We start from the raw sequence: 19584 nt of genomic DNA, 5'->3' as shown, positions 1-19584 counted from the left end.
GTTAAGAAAGTCGTTTCGTGTACCACTTTCAGGTAAGCCGCCAGCTCATCTCACAGCTATCACCAAACAGCTGTTGTCCACCGTGTGTAAAAAAGCAGTGGATGCAGTCCACCATCAGCTGGCGAGCCCCCGGCTCTTACCTATCTCCTCATCGCCTGTGTACCCCTGCGCCGGCAGCTCCGCGATCGCCCCGTTCTCAGCCCTGTAATCCACAGTTAAAACACATCTTACTCTATCTACCAGCGCCCCGCTATCTCTCCCCTGTCCGCCAGCTGCGCGATCTCTTCCGCCGCCTGTCTGGCCGTGCGGTCGGTGGTATCCAGCAGCGGCACCGGCAGTTTGGCAAAAGACGCCAGCCGCTGCCTGCTGCGATCGATGACATCTGCAGTGCGCAGACCGTGCGCCACATCGCTCTGCAACCGGTACACCAGCTGTTCTTCACTGCATACAAGTGCCACCTGGCACAGTTCCCAACCGAGTAAGTCCAACCGGTCCAGCAGCTGCCGCCATATCTGCTCCTCGTGCAGCACCCAGCAAAACACCACGTTCATAAACTGACCGCAGCGCAAAAAATTCTGCAGCAGTGTAGTGATATTTTGCAGCACCAGCGCCTTGGTCTGCTCGTTTACCACGAACGGGTCCATATCCCAACACCAATCTCCGTCTAAAAACACACAGTTTGGCAGCAGCCGTTTCAGCTCCTGGCACGTAGTGGTCTTGCCTACCCCCATAGGGCCGCCGACCATAAACAGCGTAGGCACAGCGCACCTTCCCTTCTCAGCATATAAAAAGAGCGCCCGGCCGGGCGCTCTTTTGCATTTCTACTTGCGTTTGCCCAGCAGGCGCAGCAGGTACAAAAAGATATTGATAAAGTCCAGGTACAAGTTTAAAGCCGAATAGACCGAGATCTTATCCAGCATAGCCGGGTCACCCTGGAAGCTGTAGTAGTAGTCCTTTACTTTTTTGGAATCGTAGGTGGTGATGCCCAAAAACAGGATCAGGCCCACGAAGCAGACTACCGTGTCGAGCATGTAAAAATTAAAGAACATGCTCACCAGTCCCATGATGATCAGGGCGATAAGCCCCATACCGATCATGGGGCCAAAGCCCGACAGGTCGCGCTTGGTGATGAGGCCCACCGCCGCCATCACCCCAAAGTACAGCGAGGTGACGCCAAAAACAAAGATGGTAGCCGTCACGTCATACATCAAAAACAGGGTGGAGAAGACGATACCGGTGGTCACCGCATAAGCGATAAAGGTAATACGGGCCGCCGTCAGCGACATCTTCTGCAGGCGGGCGGTGAGTACCACCACCAACACCAGCTTGCCTATCAGCAGGGCCAGCGGCATCCACGGGGTCACGAACAGCGCCAGCACTGCACCGGTGGCGTACAGCCCATAAGAAGTGGCAAAGGTGATGGCCAGAGCAATAAACATCCACAGGTATGTCTTGGCTACATGTCTGTACAGCGGGGTCTTCACATTTTGCTCGGTGCCGATCCAGGCACCGGTCTGTGCGTCGTACATAGATAGATTACCTCCTCTTTCTATTTAGTAACAGTATACTGTATCAGGTTCTCTATTTCAACTGCCACCGCCCGTTTTATCCCGCTAAAAACCGCCGCCGGCAGCGCTCTGCCAGCAGCGGTCATTTTGAGACCAGACCGTAGCGGCTCAGGTAAACAGCTCGGTCTTCGAGTTCATATACACGCTCATCACGATGCCGATAGCCAGGTACAAGACCATCACCGAGGTACCCCCAGCGCTAAAAAACGGCAGCGTCAGGCCGATGACCGGCATCACGCCGATGCACATGCCCACATTGGCCAGTATTTGAAACAGCAGTACGGCAAAAATGCCCACACACACAAAGTAGCCCTGCTTGTCCGCCGAGCGCCGGGCCACAAACAGCGTTTTGCCCGCCACCGCCAGCAGCAGCCCCACCACCAGCAGGCAGCCGATAAAGCCCATCGTCTGTCCCACATAGCTAAAAATAAAGTCGTTGCGCATGTAGGGCACTTCCCGCGGCACATTGTCACCAAACAGCCCCAGGCCAAATATCTTGCCGCTGCCGATGGCGATCTTGCTCTGCAGCGGCTGAAAGCCCACCCCCTGCGGGTCCAGCTCGGGGTTAAAGATGGTCAAAAACCGCTTTTTCTGGTGGCTGGAGAGGATGAAATTCCAAAACACCGGCACTGCCGCCGCCGCCAGTGCCAGCCCGGCCAGCACATACCGCCACGAGATACCGGCGGCGAACAGCATCGCCACAAAGATCACCGCAAAAGCCAGTGCCGTGCCGTCGTCGCCCTGCAGATGGATCAGCAAAATAGGCGCCGCCCCGTGCAGACAGAGCATGAGCACATTTTTATACTGATTGATGTTGTCCCCCACTGCATCCAGGTGCATGGCAAAGGTGAAGATGAACGAGAGCTTGGCCAGCTCGGTGGGCTGAAAAGTCATACCAAAAGGCATCGGCAGCCAGGCTTTGTCGTCGGCGCCTGGGTTTTGGATACCAAATACAAAGGTGGCCAGCACCAGCGCCCAGCAGATCACCACGTGGTACTTCCAAAAGGTAAACCCCACATGAAAGTCCAGTTTCGAGATGATCACCGCCGCCACGACCCCGATAGCTGTGGCGATAGCCTGGGTCATCACCACCCGAATACTCAAAAATTCGTAGAACACCTGCGACGAGAGCAGCACGAGCGACATGCCGCTACAGGTAAAGCACAGCAGCCACAGCACCTTGTCGGTGCGCCGAAAATAGTCGGCCACCGAGGCGGTCAATTTTTTTAACATAAATATGGACCTCTCTTGAAAACGGGACGGCAACGCCGTCCGAAAAACATCTCTTACGCGATCAGCCGGGCCACCGCGCGGCAACCCGCAGATAGAATAGGTTCATTGTACTAAAAAAACCGGGGTTATTCAAGGAAATGCGCAGTTTAATTCGCTGGCTGAATATGCTATACTTATTTTTGATACCTGCGGCACGGCCCCTGCTACAGCGGGCAAAACGGCCCTTTTAGGGCCGCATTTATGTGCCGCTGTTCACCAATTGTTTACATGCCGGCGCAGCCAGGGGCATCGCCGGACGACTTTGATACAGGGGTGAGGATATGCTGACCGATATTGAGATCGCCAGCCAGTGCCGTATGCGGCCCATAAAAGAAGTTGCCGCCCAGCTGGGCATCGGCGAGTCCGAGTACGAGCCGTACGGCCACTACAAAGCCAAACTGACCCAGCCGCTCTTCGACCGGCTGCGCGGCCGTCCCGACGGCAAGCTGGTGCTGGTGACCGCCGTCAACCCCACCCCCGCCGGCGAGGGGAAGACCACCACCACCGTAGGGCTGGGGCAAGCCATGCAAAAACTGGGGGAAAACTGTGTCATCGCCCTGCGCGAGCCGTCGCTGGGGCCGGTATTCGGGGTAAAGGGCGGGGCTGCCGGCGGCGGCTACGCCCAGGTGGTGCCCATGGAGGATATCAATCTCCACTTCACCGGCGACATGCACGCCATCACCGCCGCCAACAATCTCATCTGCGCCTGCCTCGATAACCACCTGCAGCAGGGAAATCAGCTGGGGATCGATCCGCGGCGGGTGGTATTTAAGCGCGCCATGGACATGAACGACCGGGCCCTGCGGCAGATCGTGGTGGGGATGGGCGGTCCTTTGAGCGGCATACCTCGGCAGGATGGATTTCTCATCTCGGTAGCCAGCGAGATCATGGCCATCCTCTGTCTGGCCGACGATCTGCACGATTTAAAACAGCGGGTGGGGAACATTCTGCTGGGCTATACTTTCGGCCGCCAGCCGGTTTACGTGCGCGACCTGCATATAAGCGGCGCGGTCACCGCGCTGCTCAAAGACGCCATCAAACCCAATCTGGTGCAGACGCTGGAGGGAACGCCGGCCATTTTACACGGCGGCCCGTTTGCCAACATCGCCCACGGCTGTAACTCGGTGCGGGCCACTCGTCTGGCCCTCAAGCTGGGCGATTACTGCTTTACCGAGGCGGGCTTCGGCTCCGACCTGGGGGCCGAGAAATTTTTAGATATCAAGTGCCGCCAGGCGGGCCTTGCCCCCAGTGCCATCGTGGTGGTGGCCACGGTGCGGGCGCTCAAGTATAACGGCGGCGTCAAAAAAGATGCGCTGCAGCAAGAGGATCTGGCGGCACTGCAGCGCGGTCTGCCCAATCTGGTGGCCCACGTGCAGAATATGCGGCAGTACGGGGTGCCGGTGGTGGTGGCTCTCAACCACTTCTACGCCGACACCGGGGCCGAGATCGCCGCCGTGGGCGCCTGTCTCGACGAGCTGGACGTGCCCTGGGCGGTGTCGGATGTGTTCGCCCGCGGCGGCGATGGCGGCACCGACGTGTGCCGGCTCATTTTAGAGGCCTGCCGGCAGCCGAGCCACTTCTCCCCCATCTACAGCGAACAGCTGCCCATCGAGGAGAAGATCGCGGCCATCGCCCAAAAGATCTACGGCGCCGACGGGGTGGACTACTCCGCCGCCGCCCAAAAGCAGATCGCCCAGATCGCGGCACTGGGGTACGGCAAAACGCCGGTCTGTATCGCCAAGACCCAGTACTCGCTGTCGGATGACCCGGCCAAACTGGGCCGACCCACCGGCTTTCGCCTGCAGGTAAAAGAGGTGCGCCTCTCGGCCGGGGCCGGGTTCGTGGTGGCGCTGGCTGGCGACATCATGACCATGCCCGGCCTGCCCAAAGTCCCGGCGGCCGAGAGTATCGATATCGACGACGAGGGGAATATCACGGGGTTGTTTTAGTATGGAATTTATCACCGAGAGCACACAGCAGACCGAGGCGCTGGCCAAAAAGCTGGCTCGCCGGCTGCGCCCGGGCGACGTGGTGGCCTACCGCGGCGGCATGGGGGCGGGCAAAACTGCCTTTACCCGCGGGTTGGCCGCCGGTCTGGGCGCCACCGGCGAAGTGTCCAGCCCCACCTTTGCCATCGTCAACGAGTACCCGGGCCCGCTACCGCTCTATCACTTCGACATGTACCGCATCCTGGATCTCGACGACCTGGAGACTACCGGCTACTACGACTATCTGGATGCCGGCGACAGCGTATTGGCCATCGAGTGGAGCGAGAACATCCAGCCGGCCCTGCCGGAACACACCATCTACATCACCATTCAGCCGCTGAGTGAAGACCGGCGGCGCATCGTGGTAGAAAATCTAGAGAGGGGCGCCTGACCGATGCGGATACTGGCACTGGATACCTCGGCCAAATCGGCCTCCTGTGCAGTGTGGGAAAACGATGTGCTGTTGGCCGAGAGTTTTATAAACACCAGGCTCACCCACAGCGAAACGCTGATGCCCATGCTGCACAGTACATTGCAAAATGCCAAGCTGCAACTTGGCGATACCGACTATCTGGCCCTCACCCACGGGCCGGGTTCATTTACCGGGCTGCGCATCGGCACCGCGGCAGTCAAGGGGCTGTGTGCCGGGCTGCAGCGGCCCTGTGTGGGCGTCTCCACCCTCGAGGCCACCGCCTATAACCTGCTGGGCTGGCACGGCTATATCGTGCCGGCGATGGACGCCCGACGCGGCCAGGTATACACCGCCGCCTTTTTGTGCGATGAGAGCGGTATCCGCCGCCTCACCGATGACTGTGCCGCCGATGCCGCCGGCGTACTGACGGCCTGCAGCGACGAAAATTTACCGGTATATTTACTAGGCGACGGAGCCAGCTTGTGCTATAATACTGTAGGGGCAGACAGCCGGGTGCGCTTGGCGCCGGCCCACCTGCTCTTTACCCGCGCCGGGGCAGTTGCCCAATGCGCGGCCGCACACATACAAAAAGGCGAGGCCGGCCCCGCCCGCGACCTGGGTATCTCCTATATCCGGCTGTCGCAGGCCCAGCGGGAATTGGCCCAACGCCAGCAGTCGGCACCGAGTGGGGCTGACTGATAGGTACTTACCTCTGATCGCAGCCCGCCAGCACTGCGCGCGGCGGGCAGATACTGTGAAATGCGCCGGGCGCAGCGGCAGAATGGAGCTGTTTACTATGAAATTGTCAGTTGGTTGTGACCACGGCGGCTACGAGCTGAAAGAAGCGGTGCTCAAGCACCTGGACGAAAAAGGTATCGCCTACATTGACTGTGGCTGCCACGGCGAGAGCGTGGACTATCCGGTCATCGCCAAAGAGGTCTGCTCCCACATCGTCTCCGGCGAATGCGAGTGTGGTCTGCTGTTCTGCGGCACCGGTATCGGTATCTCGATGGCGGCCAATAAGGTAAAAGGCATTCGCGCCGCCTGCTGCTCAGATTACTACAGCGCCAAATACACCAAAATGCACAACAACGCCAACGTGCTGTGTATGGGCGGTCGGGTGCTGGGCCCGGGCGCTGCCTGTGAGCTGGTCGACGTGTACCTCGAGACCGAGTATGAGGGCGGCCGCCACCAGCGCCGTATCGATATGCTCACCGAGCTGGACAACGAGAGATAACTCCCCCGCCGGGACGTGTAAAGTAAAGAGAGGGAATTGACTATGGCCAAAAAGACCTTTATCATGGATCATCCGCTGATCAAACACAAGATCTCGCTGCTGCGCGACAAACACACCAGCACCAAAGAGTTCAGAGAGCTGGTCTCTGAGATCGCCATGCTGATGTGCTACGAGGCGACCCGCGACCTGCCCTTAAAAGAGGTGGAGATCGAGACTCCTGTCGCCACCGCCAAAGCGCAGATCATCTCGGGCCGCAAGATCGCCTTCGTGCCCATCCTGCGCGCCGGTCTGGGCATGGTGGAGGGCATCCTCAACCTGGTGCCCTCGGCCAAGATCGGCCACGTGGGCCTGTACCGCGACCCCGAGACCATGAAGCCGGTCGAGTACTACTGCAAAATGCCCACCGATATCGGCGAGCGTGACGTAGTGGTCCTCGATCCCATGCTGGCCACCGGCGGCAGTGCCATCGACGCCATCGGTCTGGTCAAGAGCTATAATCCCCGCTCGATCAAATTCATGTGCATCATCGCCGCCCCCGAAGGGCTGGCCGCGCTGGAAGAGGCGCACCCCGACGTCGAGATCTACGTCGGCGCGCTCGACGATCACCTCAACGACCACAAGTACATCGTCCCCGGTCTAGGCGATGCCGGCGACCGTATCTTCGGCACCAAATAATCTCTTTTGCACCATCTTTTGTACATAGGTGTTCCGGCATAATCGCCGGTACCAAAATAGGGGCGGGACAGCAGCTGTGCTGTCCCGCCCCTATTTATTTGCATATCGGCAGCAGTGCTTTAGCTGTACTGCTCTACGCTCTCGGCCACCAAGTCCCAAAAGCGCTCCTGATCCAGTGTAATGCCCACTTTGCAGTTGGGCGCCTTATCGCCGTACACGTGGTAGTAGTCGCACAGAGTGCGGCCATAACTGGGCCCACCGGTGATATCCACCTCGGCGTACATATCCTGCACGGTGAAGATGGAGGGGTCGATGAGGTAGGCCACACAGGTGACGTCGTGTACCGGGCCGCCATCCAGGCCGTAGGCGTCGTGCTGGGTCTTGTGGGTAAAGCGCATGATGTCGCCAAACAGCTTGCCGGCGCGGTTGCCTATGGCCTCCATGCGCTCGATCACCGCCATGGTGCAGGCAGTCTGGTTGGTCAGGTCCAGCCCCATCATCACCAGCGGCACACCAGAGGAGAACACCACATGAGCGGCTTCGGGGTCGGCGTAGATGTTAAACTCGGCGGCCGGGGTGGTGTTCCCCAGCCCATAGGCCCCGCCCATAAGTACGATCTGTTTGATCTTGGGCACAATGGCCGGCTGGGCTCGCATGGCCACAGCGATGTTGGTCAGCGGGCCTACCGGCACCAGGGTGATATCGCCGTCAGAGGCCATCAGTGTGTCGATGATAAACTGCACCGCACCGATCTTCTCCTCGCAGCGGGTCAGCGGCTCAAATACCGGGCCGTCCAGTCCGCTCTCGCCGTGGATATTGGCCGCCACCACCTGCTGGCGGACCAGCGGCAGCGGCATGCCGGCATACACCGGCACATCCAGCTCCAGGGTCTGGCAGATGTGCAGCGCGTTGGGCAGCGTCTTGTCCAGCGTCTGGTTGCCGGCCACCACCGTGATGCCCAGCAGGTCGATGGCCGGGTGCTTGGCCGCCAGCATAATGGCGATAGCGTCGTCGTGACCCGGGTCGCAGTCGAGAATGATCTTCTGTCTGTCCATGATATACCTCTCCCTCTATGGCCGCCCCGTGTTGGGGCACAAGGTGTATTTCGTTGTTTGTAGTATAGCAGTGGCCGTGCTATACTGTATATGAGATTTCTCATATTTCGGGAGGGATACCGATGCAGCAGATAAACGATGCCAAACTGCGCGCTCATTTTTTGCAGCGGTCCAACTTTTTACAGTGCTTCTCTTTCGACGCTGCCCCCTATACCCAGCTGTACCACGCCGAAGCGACCGACTATATCGTCAGTGAAGGCGCGCAGCTGCACCACCTGTTTTACCTGGTAGCAGGGCGGGCCAAGCTGTACCTTACGCTGCCCAACGGCAAGGTGTCACTGATCGACTTCTTTAAAGCCCCCTGCTTTGTAGGGGAGATGGAACTGCTTGACATCCAGCGGCAGTCGCGGGCGGTACAGGCGCTGGTGCCCTGCTACTGCCTGGCCCTGCCGGTAGACCAATGCCGCCAGCAGCTGCTGCAAGACGCCCGCTTTCTGCGCCGCCTGTGCGATTACCTGGGCAGTAAAAACTACCGCACAGTGCTCTCCCTATCGCAAAATAAAGGTTTTCCGCTGGAAAACCGGCTGGCGCAGTTTTTATTGATCGCCGCCCCCGAGGGCTGGTACCGCGAAAAGCACGGCCACGCCGCCGAGTATCTGGGCGTATCGTATCGGCATCTGCTCTATGTGCTGGCCGATTTCGTGCGCCTGGGCTACATCGCCAAAGACGAAGGCGGCTACCGCATCGCCGACCGGCCAGCCCTGCTATCTCTGGCCCGCGAGATGGACCCCCAGTGGGAGCTCCCCTAGCCCGTCTTCCCTGCACAAAAGCACCCTACAGGCACACGATATCGTGTGCCTGTAGGGTGCTTTTCCTTCTGCTGTCTATAAGCATACGCCGGGGCAGTATCTCTACCGGCGCAAACGGTCTTTCTCGGTAATGGGCCGCAGCACCCGGCAGGGGTTGCCCACCGCCACCACTTTAGGAGGAATATCGCGGGTGACCACACTGCCGGCACCGATGACCGCCTCATCGCCGATGTGCACGCCGCCCAAAATGGTGGTATTGCCGCCGATCCACACCCGATCACCCACCGTAATGGGCCGGGCCACGATATCGCCGGCCAGCCGCTCGTCGGCCAGCAGTGCGTGGTCCGAGGTGAAAAAGCACACCCGCGGCCCCATCATCACCTCCCGGCCAATGATCACCGGTGCACAGTCCAGCCAAATGCTCCCCTGATTGACAAAGCTGCCCGCCCCCAAGGTGACGAAAAAGCCAAACTCCATCGAAAACGGCGGCACGATATGCGCCCCTTCTCCCCGGTCGTGCAGCAGCTCATCCAGGGCGCGCTGCATACCCGTCTCATTCTGCTGCCCGTAGCACTGGGTGTAGCGGGCTATAGCGGCCGCCGCCTGCTTACGGCGATCAGCCAGCCATGGGTCAAAGTCGTCGTAGGGCCGCCCCGCAGCCATATCCTCTAAAAGTTGCCGGTGTTCGCGCATCGCAAGCTCTCCTCTCCCCGTCCGCTCCGGTCCCGGCGGCAAACATCTCTCTACCACCACTATATAAGCTGACCCAGGTCCCGTCAAGGACAATTGCCTCTTAAAGCACACATCGGGTAGCTTCCGCTTTTCCACCATTAAAGTGCCCCGATCCCACAGGTCTCCATAGTCTCCCCATCGGCCACCCATGCCGCTGCGCCCCGGCAAAACGCGGTCTCCCCGCTCCCGCACGCCAGCAAAAAAGCCGGCAGCTACCCGCCCCCGCCCTTTAAAAAAATCCCGCCGCACCCGCCGCATATACCGGCGGTAGTCGTCGCCAAACTGCCGCTGGCACCAGCGCTCTTCCGCGCGGGTGATCCAGTGCGCCGACACCTGAAACACCGCCACCAGCGCCGCCAAAAGCCACGACTGCACCAGCAGCGCACAGCCGGCAAAGATCGCGAGATACGCCACATACATGGGGTTGCGCGACAGCCGGTACAGCCCCTTCCCGCTCATTTTCCCAGGCGGCGGGGCGGCAAAAGCCACCACCGCTGCCGCCAGCAGCGCCAGCCCGGCAATATACACCGCCAGCCCACCGGCAAACAGCCCCGCCGGCCGGGTCTGTATCTGCGATACGCCTATGTAGACGATGATCGCCACACTAGTCAGCTGGTACAGCCAGTAGGCCACTCTCTCGCCCCCCTGCATGGGGGCAAAATGGGCCGCGCGCAGCACCGCCTCCCGGCCGTATCGACCCAGCAGCCCAAAGCGCACACCAAAAAATGGGAGCAGCAATAAAAAACCCATTCCCGCACCCCTTCCTTCTGTCGCACCGCGGCCCAACGCGCCGGCCGATGTGATCTATGTACCGATCGATCACACCGCCGCACAGGGCCTGCCTAAAGCAGCTGCTGCAAACTGTCTTTTTCGGTGATGGGCCGCAACACCCGGCAGGGGTTACCTACCGCCACCACACCCGGTTCGATATCGCGGGTCACCACACTGCCGGCCCCCACTACCGAGCCAGCCCCAACCGTCACTCCGCCCATGAGGATGGCACCGCCGCCGATCCACACGTCGTCCTCTACGGTGATGGGGCGGGCGGTTATAAGCCCGGCGGCCCGCTCCTGCGGCAGTAGCGCGTGGGTGGTGGTGTAAAAGCACACCCGCGGCCCGATGAGCACCCGTTCGCCGATGACCACTGGCGCGCAGTCCATAAAAATACTGCCCTGGTTGATAAAGCTGTCTTTGCCCAGCGATATGAACGACCCCAGCTGCACAGAAAACGGCGGCAGGATAAAGGCGCCGGGCCCACAGTGGCCCAGCAGCTCTTTTAAGATGGCGGTCATACCGGCGTTGTCGCCGCTTTTTTGGCAGGCGGTATATCGCTCGGCCAATGCTGCCGCCTCGCCCCGCCGGGCCTGCAGCCGGGGGTCAAAGTCGTTAAAGGTCTTGCCGGCGGCCATGTCGGCCATCAGCTGCTCTGGCAACTGCAAGTCGGTATCCCCCTTTTTAGGTGTTGGCGGCCAACCGGTCGCACAGCGCCCGGTCCGGCGTTACATAAGCCGAGTAGTTCTGGTCAAAGATCACCATCCCCGGCTTGGCCGCCGGCGGCTTTTTGATGTTCTTTACCAGCGTGTAGTCCACCGCCACCTGCGCAGCCGGCCCGGCTTTGGAGTGGGTGGCGGCAATGATGGCCGCCTGGGTAAAGGCCCGCTCGGGGATCGCGTCAAAATCCTCTCCCCCCGTCAGCAGGATCACGTGGCTGCCGGGGATCGACTTGGTGTGAAACCAGATGTCCCACCTCTCGGCGGTGCGCAGTGTCAGCTGGTCGTTTTGCAGGTTGTTGCGGCCCACCAGCACGGTATAGCCGTCGTCCAGCACAAATTTCAGCGGGTCGCGGGGGCGGGTCTTTACCTTGGCGTGCAGCCGCTTCACATAGCCCTGCCCGGCCAGCTCCTGCCGGATCTGCGCCAAGTCGTCCTCGCCGGTGGCGCGGGTCAGGCTGTCAAACACGCTCTCCAGGTAGTCGAGCTCCTGCTGTCCCTGCTCGATGAGTCCGCGCAGCTTCTTCTCAGCCGTGTCCAGCTTTTTGTATTTCTTGTAGCAGTGCTGGGCATTTTGCGCCGGGGTCAGGCGGGGGTCCAGCGGGATCTCCACCTCCTCCAGCGCCGGGCTGTAATAGTTTTGCAGCCGCACCGACTTCTGCCCCTTTTGCAGCTGGTACAGGCTGCTCGAGAGCAGGTCCCCCCACACCCGGTATCGGTCGCGGTCGGCACAGTCCAGCAGCTCCTGCCGCTGCGCTGCCAGCTTGCGCTGGATGCGCTCGGTCTTTTGCAGGATCAGGCCAAACAGGTCGCCGCTCTTCTGCTTCATACGGTGGTAGGTGTCGCGCTCGGCGTAGTAGCTGTCCAGCAGCTGCCCCATGGTCTCAAAGTGGCGGGTCTCGTAGGGGTAGCCAAACTGGGCCAGGTCTAAAAACGACAGGTCCTTGGGCGCTTTCTCGCCGTCGAGCACCATCGTCGGGGCGGGTGTGCCCTGCTGCAGTACCGCCTGCAGGTTGCCGATAAAAAAGCGCAGCCGGTCCATCTGGTCCTTTTCCAGCGCATCCAGCTTTTGGCCGTGGCACACATAGTGCTCGATCTCTCCGGCCACCACCGGCGAGATGCCCGCCAGCGCCTTCATAGCTGCCCGGTGCAGGTCGCCGTCAAATTTGTCGGCCACTGCCTGCGCCGCCGCCTCGCGGCTGGCGGTAAACAGGCTCAGCTTGTTCTGGGCCGGCGGCAGCTGATACTGCATGCCCGGCAACACCTGCCGCACCGAGGACATCGACAGATCCACCCGCTTTACCGAGTCGATGATGCGCCCCTTTTCACCGATGAGGATGATGTTGGAGTGGCGGCCCATGATCTCGCAGGCCAGCGTCAGCTGCACCGGGTCGCCGATCTCCGAGGTGCAGGCAAAGTCCAAAAACACGATGCGCTCGCTGTCGGGCTGGCGCACCGCCAGCAGCTTGCCGCCGGTCAGGTGCTTGCGCAACAGCATGCAAAACATGGGCGGCACCTGGGGGTTCTGGTAGCTCTGCCGGGTCACATGCAGCCGCGGTGCGTCGGCACGGGCCGACAAAAACAGCTTGCAGCCCACCCCCGCACCGCTCATCGTCAGCACCAGTTCCTCTTTCGAGAGCTGGTGTACCTTGGTGATGCGGCCGCCCAGCGCCGCCTGCTCGATCTCGCGGCACACAAAGTACAGGCTCAGTGCATCCAACGCCATTACAAAAACACCTCCACGTCCTGTTCATCGGTCAAAAAAATGGGCCCCGTACCGGCCAGCACCTCTTTCAGGGCCGGCAGCACCACCACCTCGGTGGCGTAGTGGCCGGCGGCGATCAGCGTCACGTCCCGCTGCCGGGCATACAAAAATTCGCTGTACTTGGCCTCGCCCACCAACAGCGTGTCCGCCCCGGCGGCCACGGCGGCGTCCACCAGGTCTCCCCCCGCTCCCGAGCAGATGGCCACCCGCTGTACTGTGCGGCTGCCCGGCGCGCAGCGCACCCCGCCGGCGCCCAGGCACTGGCGAACATGCCGGGCATAGTCGGCCGGGCCGCACACCCGGTGGGGCGTCCCCACCCGGCCCAGCCCGTCGGCGCACAGCGGCGCGCAGCCGGTCACCCCCACCGCCGCGGCCAGGCAGTCGTTCACCCCGCCGGCGGCAATATCCAGGTTGGTGTGAAAGCTGATGATCGCCAGCCCCCTCTGTACCGCCCGGTACACCGGCTGCAGCGGGGTCAGCGCCTTTATGGGGCGAAAGATCACCGGGTGGTGGGTGACGATGAGGTTGGCCCCGTTTCGCACCGCCTGGTCAATAGCCGCATCGGTCACGTCCAGCGCCAGCTGGATGCCGGTACACGCTGCCTCACCGTCGCCGGCCAGCAGTCCCACGTTATCCCACTCGCAGGCCAAAGCGGTGGGGTAGTGTTCTTCTAATCGTGCCAGTATATCTAAAATGCGCATAGCAGGTCCCTCTCTGTGTAAATGTCATCGGCAGGCGGCTACATCCCCGCCGGCGGTGCAAAAATGCCCGCGATCGGTCCGGTCGCGGGCAGTGCCGGGGGCTCGGTGCCGCTGCACCGGGTCGTGTATCCGGTTACCGGCTAGTAGAGCTTTTGCACGTCGACGATCAACCTGTCGATGTGGCCGGTATCTTTCTGCTGGGCCAACAGCCCGGCTTTGCGGTCATAGAGCATCTTGAGCACCCCGTCGTAATAGGCGGCCTTCTGCTCATCGGCACAAAACGGCACCATGCCCACCAGGCTCTGCAGCGGCGATATGCGCTCCTTTTCCCCGGTATAGCACACCAGCATCACCGTGTATACCTTGCCCCGCTCGCACACCACCCGCTCCTTGACCACCGCAAAGCCCTGCTTGCCCAAAAATATCCGCAGCACCCCGGCGTGGGTCATGGGCTGCAGCACCAGCGTGCACTGCGGCTGGCGCAGCCAGTCGCAGCGGTCGATGATGCCGCAGATGGTGTGTCCGCCCATTCCGGCGATGATAACGGTGTCCACCGGCGGCACCCCGTCGAGCCCGTCGGTGTGGATGCAGGTGATGGGCAGGTCGGCCCGCTCGGCCAGCCGCTGCGCCTTTTGTAAAGACGGCAGCGACACATCGCAGCAAAGGCCCCGCTCCACCTTGTTCTGCTGCAGCAAGTAGGCCATCAGCAGGCCGTGGTCGCAGCCCACATCGGCGGCGCTGCCGCCGGCGGGCACCATGTCCGCTACCATCTGCAGCCGTTTATCGAGTGACCTGGGCATCTTTCGCGCTCGCTTTCTCCCGGTCTATCCGGGCAAAGTCTTTTTCCTGTACATGCATGATAAACGAGGAGATATACTGGGTCAGCACCAGCACCAGCATACCAGTCACCACCATGAAGGTGGTGTTGGGCAGCACCGCCATCATCACCGTGCCCAGGGCGCCGCCAATGCCGATACACACCTGGCTGAACACGATGAACTCGGCGCTCAGGGGTTTGGCACCCGGCACCTTGTCCACCGACAGGTAGAACATGGTGGTGTAGCCGGTATCCATCACACAGCCCAAAAAGCTGTTGATCACCGCAAAGAACATAATGGTGGTGACGTTGAGGCCAAAGTACAGCAGCGCCGTGGCCATTGCCAGTGCCGTGACCGAGCTGTAGAGCAGCTTTACGCGGTTTTTGTCGCGCATCACGCGGCCGCACACCCAGTTGGCCAAAATTGCCGCCAGCCCCACCAGCAGGTTGTTGGTGCCCACCAGCGCCTCGCTCTGAACGATCTGGTAGATGAGCACGTTGAGAAAGAACTTCATCACCCCCGAGCGAAAGCCCTTGATGGTCTCGCTGAGGATAAAGCTGCGCCAGGTGACCGAGTGAAAGGCGATGGACAGCATCTTGCCAAACTGCGCCTTTTTCGAGTTGAAGGTGATCTGCGGCAGCCGCAGCGCCTTGTACAGCGCCACCAGCGCCACCAGCGTCGAGATGCCAAACACCACGTAGTAGCCCGCCAGCCCCTCAAAGCGCGAGATGAGCAGGCCGGATAAAAACGGCATCCCCAAACTGATGACGCCGTTGGTCACCCCCATAAAGGCCACCGTCTGCCCGGCGTTGCCCTGGCTGGAGAACTGGGCCACCGAGTTGAGGTAGGTCATCGAGAAAAAGCCCTGTCCAATAGCCGCCAGCAGCGCAATGAGCACCACGAACTGGTCCAGTCGGCTCATCACCACAAAAAAGGTGACGTACATCGCCAAACTGTCGACGATGGCGATGGTAAACGTCGTCTTGCCCGAAAAGCGTCGCATCATGGGCACGCAGAGAATGCTCATCACCGGCGAGAGCACCATCATGATGGTGTTGTACTGCATGACGGCAGTGTTGTCGCCGGTCAGCTTTAAAAACAGCGTATTGACGAAGATGGAGTGCAGGTTCATAAAGATCTGGTAACAGATGTTGACCTGCAGCACCTGTAAAAACTTGCTCGATACGTCTTGGATACCCAAAAACTGCTTGATACGGTCGGATGTGGTGAACTGTTCTGCCAACTCTAAAAGCCCCTCTCAACGGTGGTGAAACGGGGCGGTATCGCCGTCCGACCGCCGTGCCGCCGGCGGCCGGGACAATTGTCCCGCCCCTGTCAAAGTACAAAAGCGGCCACCAGGTGGCCGCCCTTGGCTGTGTTCGCTACTCGCCCTGTGCGATGGCGTCGTTTAGCTTCTGCACCAGCGCCGCGCAGTCGGTGCCGTGTACGGCACAGGCCTGCTCAACGGTCTCGCCGCGAGACATGGGGCACCCCAGGCAGTGCATGCCGATCTCTAAAAAATAAGGGGCCAGCTGGTCGTTATAATCGAGGATATCGCCGATGACGGTGTCTTTGGTGATGGTCATGGTAAGATCTTCCTTTCTATTGTCACAATATATGGTAGCGCCTGTACAGGCGCCGATACGGCGTACACGGGTCCGGCGGGCGTCCGCCCACTGACCTCGCTGATATTATACCCGTTTTGTCCATTTGTGACAAGGGGCCTACCGCGTTTTCCCCACAAAATCCACTGGTCAGGCGGCATGCCCTCCATCTGCTCCTCGCTCCACACCGGCTGCCATCTCCTTTTTTCGCCGTTGTGTTCTGCCACCGGTGCGCACATCCGGCCGCGGGCGCCAAAAAGGCGGGACCAGCGGCTCATCGCCCTGCTCGGCCCCGCCCAACCCCACCCCGGCGCTCAGCGCCTAGCGCTCTATTTTCTCGCCGTGCTCGTGCAGCTTCTGTACCGGCACCTGCAGTTGGGTGCGGTAGTCGGCCGGCGAAGGTACGTCGGCCGGCGAGGCGATCGCTTTGCCCCGAATGGGTCCGGTCATGCGGTAGCCGTTTTCCTCTACCCAAGTGGCAAGCGCTTGGGTGGCGGCAGCATAGCCGTCGTAGGGTCCGGCAAACTCCACCGCGGCCGCCAGCGGTATCGCCGGCAGCGTGTGGCAGCTGTAGGGCGGTGGCGCCTCTACGGGCGCCGCCAGCGGCACCGCCACCTCCACATCCACATCCTGGTCGCGAAATTCCTCGTCGTGGTAAATCGAGTATCCACCCTGATCGCAGGCAACGCCCACCTCCGCCATGTAGCGGCACAGCCGGTGCCACAGCTCTCCCTCCCGCTGGTAATCGGGCAGCGTGTCCCGCAGCGACAGCACGGTCTCGGCCGGCAAGCTGGTCAGTTTTACCTCATAGGTCATATCTCTGCGCTCCTTTTCTAGCGCGCCGCAAAAGGCGGCGATCCGCTCCAGCTTTGTCTGTTCGTCGGCGATCGCCGCCCGCACCGCCCGCTCCTTTTTTCGCAGTGCGGCGCCCATGGCCGCCGCGTCGCCAAAACAGGGCAGCAGCGCCGCGATCTCCTCTACGCCAAAGCCCATGTCCCGCAGCGCCACGATGCGCGCCAGGTCGGTCAGCTGAGCGGCGCTGTACAGCCGGTAACCGGTAAAGTGGTCTACCCGGTCCGGGTGCAGCAGCCCGCACTGGTCGTAATAGCGCAGCATCCGCGCCGAGACCTGGGCCAGCCGTGAAAATTCGCCGATCTTAAACATACAAAGTGCTCCTCTCTCATACATGCGTTCCGGTCCGCACTCACAGCATAGACCTTGGCACTGTGTCAAGGTCAAGAGCGGCGGCAAAAAATTTTATTTTTCCCCCACCCAGTATACGATATCGGCGGCGACGGCGGGCAGCCGCCGCGCGCCTTCCACCATTTTCCATCCTGCCGCGCTGCTGCCCGCAAAATAGTTGTGTTGACAACTATTTTGCACCGTCGTATACTAAAATATGAAAAGAGAGAGCAATGAAAGGTGTGATGCAGCGTGTCCGATACGGCCGCACAGGAAGCAAAATACAAAAAAATGGTAGAGACCCCCATCCCCAAACTGGTGGTGTCTCTGGCGGTGCCCACCATCATCAGCATGATGGTCACCTCTATCTACAACATGGCCGATACCTTTTTCGTGGGCCAGATCGGCACCAGCGCCACCGGCGCGGTCGGCGTGGTATTCTCGCTGATGGCCATCATCCAGGCCATCGGCTTTACGCTGGGCATGGGCTCGGGCAACTACATCTCGCGCCTGCTGGGCCAGCGCGACCATGAGCGCGCCCAGCAGGTGGCCTCCACCGGCTTTGTCACCGCCCTTATCGTGGGCGCGGTGGTGGCGGTGCTGGGGCTTATCTTCATCGATCCGCTGGTGCGCATGCTCGGCGCCACCGAGACGATCCTCCCCCACGCCCGGGCCTATGCCCAGTACATCCTCATCGGCGCGCCGTACATGGCCGCCTCCTTCGTACTCAACAACATCCTGCGCTTTCAGGGTAACGCCATCTACGCCATGGTGGGCCTCACCGCCGGCGGCGTGCTCAACATCATCCTCGACCCCATCTTCATCTTCGGGCTGGGTATGGGCACCGGCGGCGCGGCGCTGGCCACCATCATCAGCCAGTTCGTCAGCTTCCTCATCCTGTTTTACAATTGTCAGGGCAAAGGCGGCGGCATCAAGGTGCGCTTTACTTCCTTTAAGCCCTGCTGGTCTATCTATAAAGAGATCCTGCGCGGCGGTCTGCCCTCCTTCTACCGGCAGGGCCTGGCCAGCATCTCCACCATCTGCCTCAATTTGGGCGCCGGCCCCTTCGGCGACGCCGCCATCGCCGCTATGAGCATCGTCGGCAAGGTGTTCATGTTCGCCTTCTCCATCCTGTTGGGCTTCGGGCAGGGCTTTCAGCCGGTGTGCGGCTTCAACTACGGTGCCCAGCGCTACGACCGGGTGCTGCGCGCCTTCTGGTTCTGCGTCAAGGTAGGCGTTATCCTGCTGGCCGTACTGGCGGTGGGCGGGGTGATCTTTGCCCCTCAGCTGGTCGAGCTCTTTAGAAAAGGCGACGCCGAAGTGGTGGCCATCGGGGTGGTGGCCATGCGCTGGCAGGCGGTCGTGTTCCCGCTCTCGGCCTGGGTCACCATGTGTAACATGCTGCTGCAGGCCATCGGCAAAGGCACCAAGGCCTCGATCCTGGCCATGGCCCGGCAGGGCATCTTCTTCCTGCCCCTCATCCTGGTGCTGCCCCACACCATCGGCCTGCTGGGCGTGCAGATCAGCCAGCCCATCGCCGATGTGTGCACCTTCCTGTTGGCCGTCCCGCTGACGGTGAGCGTCCTGCGGGAGCTCAAGCAGCAGATGTACCTGCAGCCCGGCTACGACCCCGAGACCGAGACCATGTCCCCTGCGGAGGAAACAGCAAAATGAGTGAACTGGGCGACATGCCCCGCATCAGCTATCCGGTCTCTACCCTGTACCGGCGTATGCAGCGCTATCTATCGCGCAAACTGGCCGAGGAGGGTCTGCCGGTAGAGGCCGGCCAGCTGCCGGCCCTGCTGCACACCTACTGGCACCCGGGCATCACCCAGGACGGTATCGCCGCCGGGGTGGGCATCGATAAAGGCACCGCCGCCCGGGCGCTGGCCCGGCTGGAGGAGCTGTCTCTCATCTGCCGTGTGCCCGACGAGGTCGACAAGCGGGTCCGCCGCATCCACCTCACCGAGCAGGGGCTGGCCATCCGTCAGCAGGTGATGGATATCTACAGCCAGATGTACGAGATCTTATATCAGGGTCTCAGCCAGCAGGAGATCGCCCAGGCGGCGGCGCTCCTTGGCCAGCTCAGCGAAAATATGCACCGCCACCTGCGCGATACCTGCCGCGGCAAGCGCCAGCCCTGACTATTGCACATCCCTTTTACACAGCTTTATAAAAAGAGCGAGAGCCACAGCCCTCGCTCTTTTTTCGTGCGCGCCTATCTGCAGGGGTCGGTCTCTCTCCCGGCAAGAACACATAAAGATCTTCCATTTAAT

At 61.0% G+C, this 19584-nt stretch carries 20 protein-coding genes; 8 read left to right on the top strand and 12 right to left on the bottom strand.

What is annotated here, in order from left to right; all coding sequences use genetic code 11:
* Positions 1-236: 236 nt before the first annotated feature.
* From C6Y32_RS02560 to C6Y32_RS02550, 3 genes are all read right to left on the bottom strand, one after another.
* Complete coding sequence (locus tag C6Y32_RS02560) at positions 237-761, bottom strand: AAA family ATPase (RefSeq protein WP_105203591.1); 525 nt, start codon at positions 759-761, stop codon at positions 237-239.
* Positions 762-821: 60 nt separating this feature from the next.
* Positions 822-1529 carry a Bax inhibitor-1/YccA family protein gene (locus C6Y32_RS02555; protein WP_105203590.1) on the bottom strand — a complete coding sequence of 236 codons (708 nt, stop codon included), beginning with the start codon at positions 1527-1529 and terminating at the stop codon, positions 822-824.
* Between the two features lie 147 nt (positions 1530-1676).
* Positions 1677-2801, bottom strand: a complete 1125-nt coding sequence (locus C6Y32_RS02550) for an FtsW/RodA/SpoVE family cell cycle protein (protein WP_105203589.1) — start codon at positions 2799-2801, stop codon at positions 1677-1679.
* Between the two features lie 320 nt (positions 2802-3121).
* Here C6Y32_RS02550 and C6Y32_RS02545 point away from each other — a divergent pair, with 320 nt between their 5' ends.
* From C6Y32_RS02545 to upp, 5 genes are all read left to right on the top strand, one after another.
* Positions 3122-4789, top strand: a complete 1668-nt coding sequence (locus C6Y32_RS02545; RefSeq protein WP_105203588.1) for a formate--tetrahydrofolate ligase — start codon at positions 3122-3124, stop codon at positions 4787-4789.
* 1 nt (position 4790) lies between these two features.
* Positions 4791-5219 carry a tRNA (adenosine(37)-N6)-threonylcarbamoyltransferase complex ATPase subunit type 1 TsaE gene (tsaE, locus tag C6Y32_RS02540; protein WP_105203587.1) on the top strand — a complete coding sequence of 143 codons (429 nt, stop codon included), beginning with the start codon at positions 4791-4793 and terminating at the stop codon, positions 5217-5219.
* A 3-nt stretch (positions 5220-5222) separates the two neighbouring features.
* Complete coding sequence (gene tsaB / locus C6Y32_RS02535) at positions 5223-5939, top strand: tRNA (adenosine(37)-N6)-threonylcarbamoyltransferase complex dimerization subunit type 1 TsaB (protein WP_105203586.1); 717 nt, start codon at positions 5223-5225, stop codon at positions 5937-5939.
* Between the two features lie 97 nt (positions 5940-6036).
* Positions 6037-6477: a ribose 5-phosphate isomerase B gene (rpiB, locus tag C6Y32_RS02530; RefSeq protein WP_105203585.1), complete on the top strand. Its 441-nt coding sequence runs from the start codon at positions 6037-6039 to the stop codon at positions 6475-6477.
* A gap of 42 nt (positions 6478-6519) precedes the next feature.
* Positions 6520-7152, top strand: a complete 633-nt coding sequence (gene upp / locus C6Y32_RS02525; protein ID WP_105203584.1) for a uracil phosphoribosyltransferase — start codon at positions 6520-6522, stop codon at positions 7150-7152.
* Positions 7153-7271: 119 nt separating this feature from the next.
* On the opposite strand, the gene rihB is transcribed toward upp, so the two are convergent.
* Positions 7272-8207, bottom strand: a complete 936-nt coding sequence (rihB, locus tag C6Y32_RS02520; protein WP_105203583.1) for a ribosylpyrimidine nucleosidase — start codon at positions 8205-8207, stop codon at positions 7272-7274.
* A gap of 122 nt (positions 8208-8329) precedes the next feature.
* Between rihB and yeiL the strand changes: the two genes are divergently transcribed.
* Positions 8330-9016 carry a transcriptional regulator YeiL gene (gene yeiL, locus C6Y32_RS02515; RefSeq protein ID WP_105203582.1) on the top strand — a complete coding sequence of 229 codons (687 nt, stop codon included), beginning with the start codon at positions 8330-8332 and terminating at the stop codon, positions 9014-9016.
* A gap of 102 nt (positions 9017-9118) precedes the next feature.
* On the opposite strand, the gene C6Y32_RS15715 is transcribed toward yeiL, so the two are convergent.
* The 8 genes from C6Y32_RS15715 to C6Y32_RS02470 form a co-directional block, all read right to left on the bottom strand.
* The gene (locus C6Y32_RS15715; protein WP_129589369.1) at positions 9119-10498 is read right to left on the bottom strand and encodes a methyltransferase; all 1380 of its coding nucleotides are present in this window, start codon (positions 10496-10498) and stop codon (positions 9119-9121) included.
* 92 nt (positions 10499-10590) lie between these two features.
* Complete coding sequence (locus C6Y32_RS02505; RefSeq protein ID WP_105203581.1) at positions 10591-11187, bottom strand: sugar O-acetyltransferase; 597 nt, start codon at positions 11185-11187, stop codon at positions 10591-10593.
* Between the two features lie 16 nt (positions 11188-11203).
* Entirely contained in the window at positions 11204-12964 is a 1761-nt protein-coding gene (locus C6Y32_RS02500) for an Rqc2 family fibronectin-binding protein (RefSeq protein WP_105203580.1), read from the bottom strand.
* The gene (locus C6Y32_RS02495) at positions 12964-13704 is read right to left on the bottom strand and encodes a Nif3-like dinuclear metal center hexameric protein (protein WP_105203579.1); all 741 of its coding nucleotides are present in this window, start codon (positions 13702-13704) and stop codon (positions 12964-12966) included. The genes C6Y32_RS02500 and C6Y32_RS02495 overlap by 1 nt, the downstream gene beginning before the upstream one ends.
* 140 nt (positions 13705-13844) lie before the next feature.
* The gene (locus C6Y32_RS02490; protein ID WP_105203578.1) at positions 13845-14504 is read right to left on the bottom strand and encodes a class I SAM-dependent methyltransferase; all 660 of its coding nucleotides are present in this window, start codon (positions 14502-14504) and stop codon (positions 13845-13847) included.
* Complete coding sequence (locus C6Y32_RS02485; RefSeq protein ID WP_105203577.1) at positions 14485-15765, bottom strand: MFS transporter; 1281 nt, start codon at positions 15763-15765, stop codon at positions 14485-14487. The genes C6Y32_RS02490 and C6Y32_RS02485 overlap by 20 nt, the downstream gene beginning before the upstream one ends.
* 139 nt (positions 15766-15904) lie before the next feature.
* Positions 15905-16108: a DUF1858 domain-containing protein gene (locus tag C6Y32_RS02480; RefSeq protein ID WP_105203576.1), complete on the bottom strand. Its 204-nt coding sequence runs from the start codon at positions 16106-16108 to the stop codon at positions 15905-15907.
* A 339-nt stretch (positions 16109-16447) separates the two neighbouring features.
* On the bottom strand, positions 16448-17290 hold the full coding sequence (locus tag C6Y32_RS02470) for a MerR family transcriptional regulator (RefSeq protein WP_164998097.1): 843 nt from the start codon (positions 17288-17290) through the stop codon (positions 16448-16450).
* 270 nt (positions 17291-17560) lie between these two features.
* Between C6Y32_RS02470 and C6Y32_RS02465 the strand changes: the two genes are divergently transcribed.
* Entirely contained in the window at positions 17561-18982 is a 1422-nt protein-coding gene (locus C6Y32_RS02465; RefSeq protein ID WP_186487364.1) for an MATE family efflux transporter, read from the top strand.
* Positions 18979-19452, top strand: coding sequence for a MarR family winged helix-turn-helix transcriptional regulator (locus tag C6Y32_RS02460; RefSeq protein WP_105203573.1), 474 nt, complete (start codon positions 18979-18981; stop codon positions 19450-19452). The genes C6Y32_RS02465 and C6Y32_RS02460 overlap by 4 nt, the downstream gene beginning before the upstream one ends.
* Positions 19453-19584 lie beyond the last annotated feature (132 nt).

Origin of the sequence: Neobittarella massiliensis (ex Bilen et al. 2018), from assembly GCF_900289145.1 — a bacterium.
Classification (GTDB): domain Bacteria; phylum Bacillota; class Clostridia; order Oscillospirales; family Ruminococcaceae; genus Neobittarella; species Neobittarella massiliensis.
The sequence above is the reverse complement of the archived record's forward strand: the minus strand, read 5'-3'. Positions and strand labels throughout refer to the sequence as shown.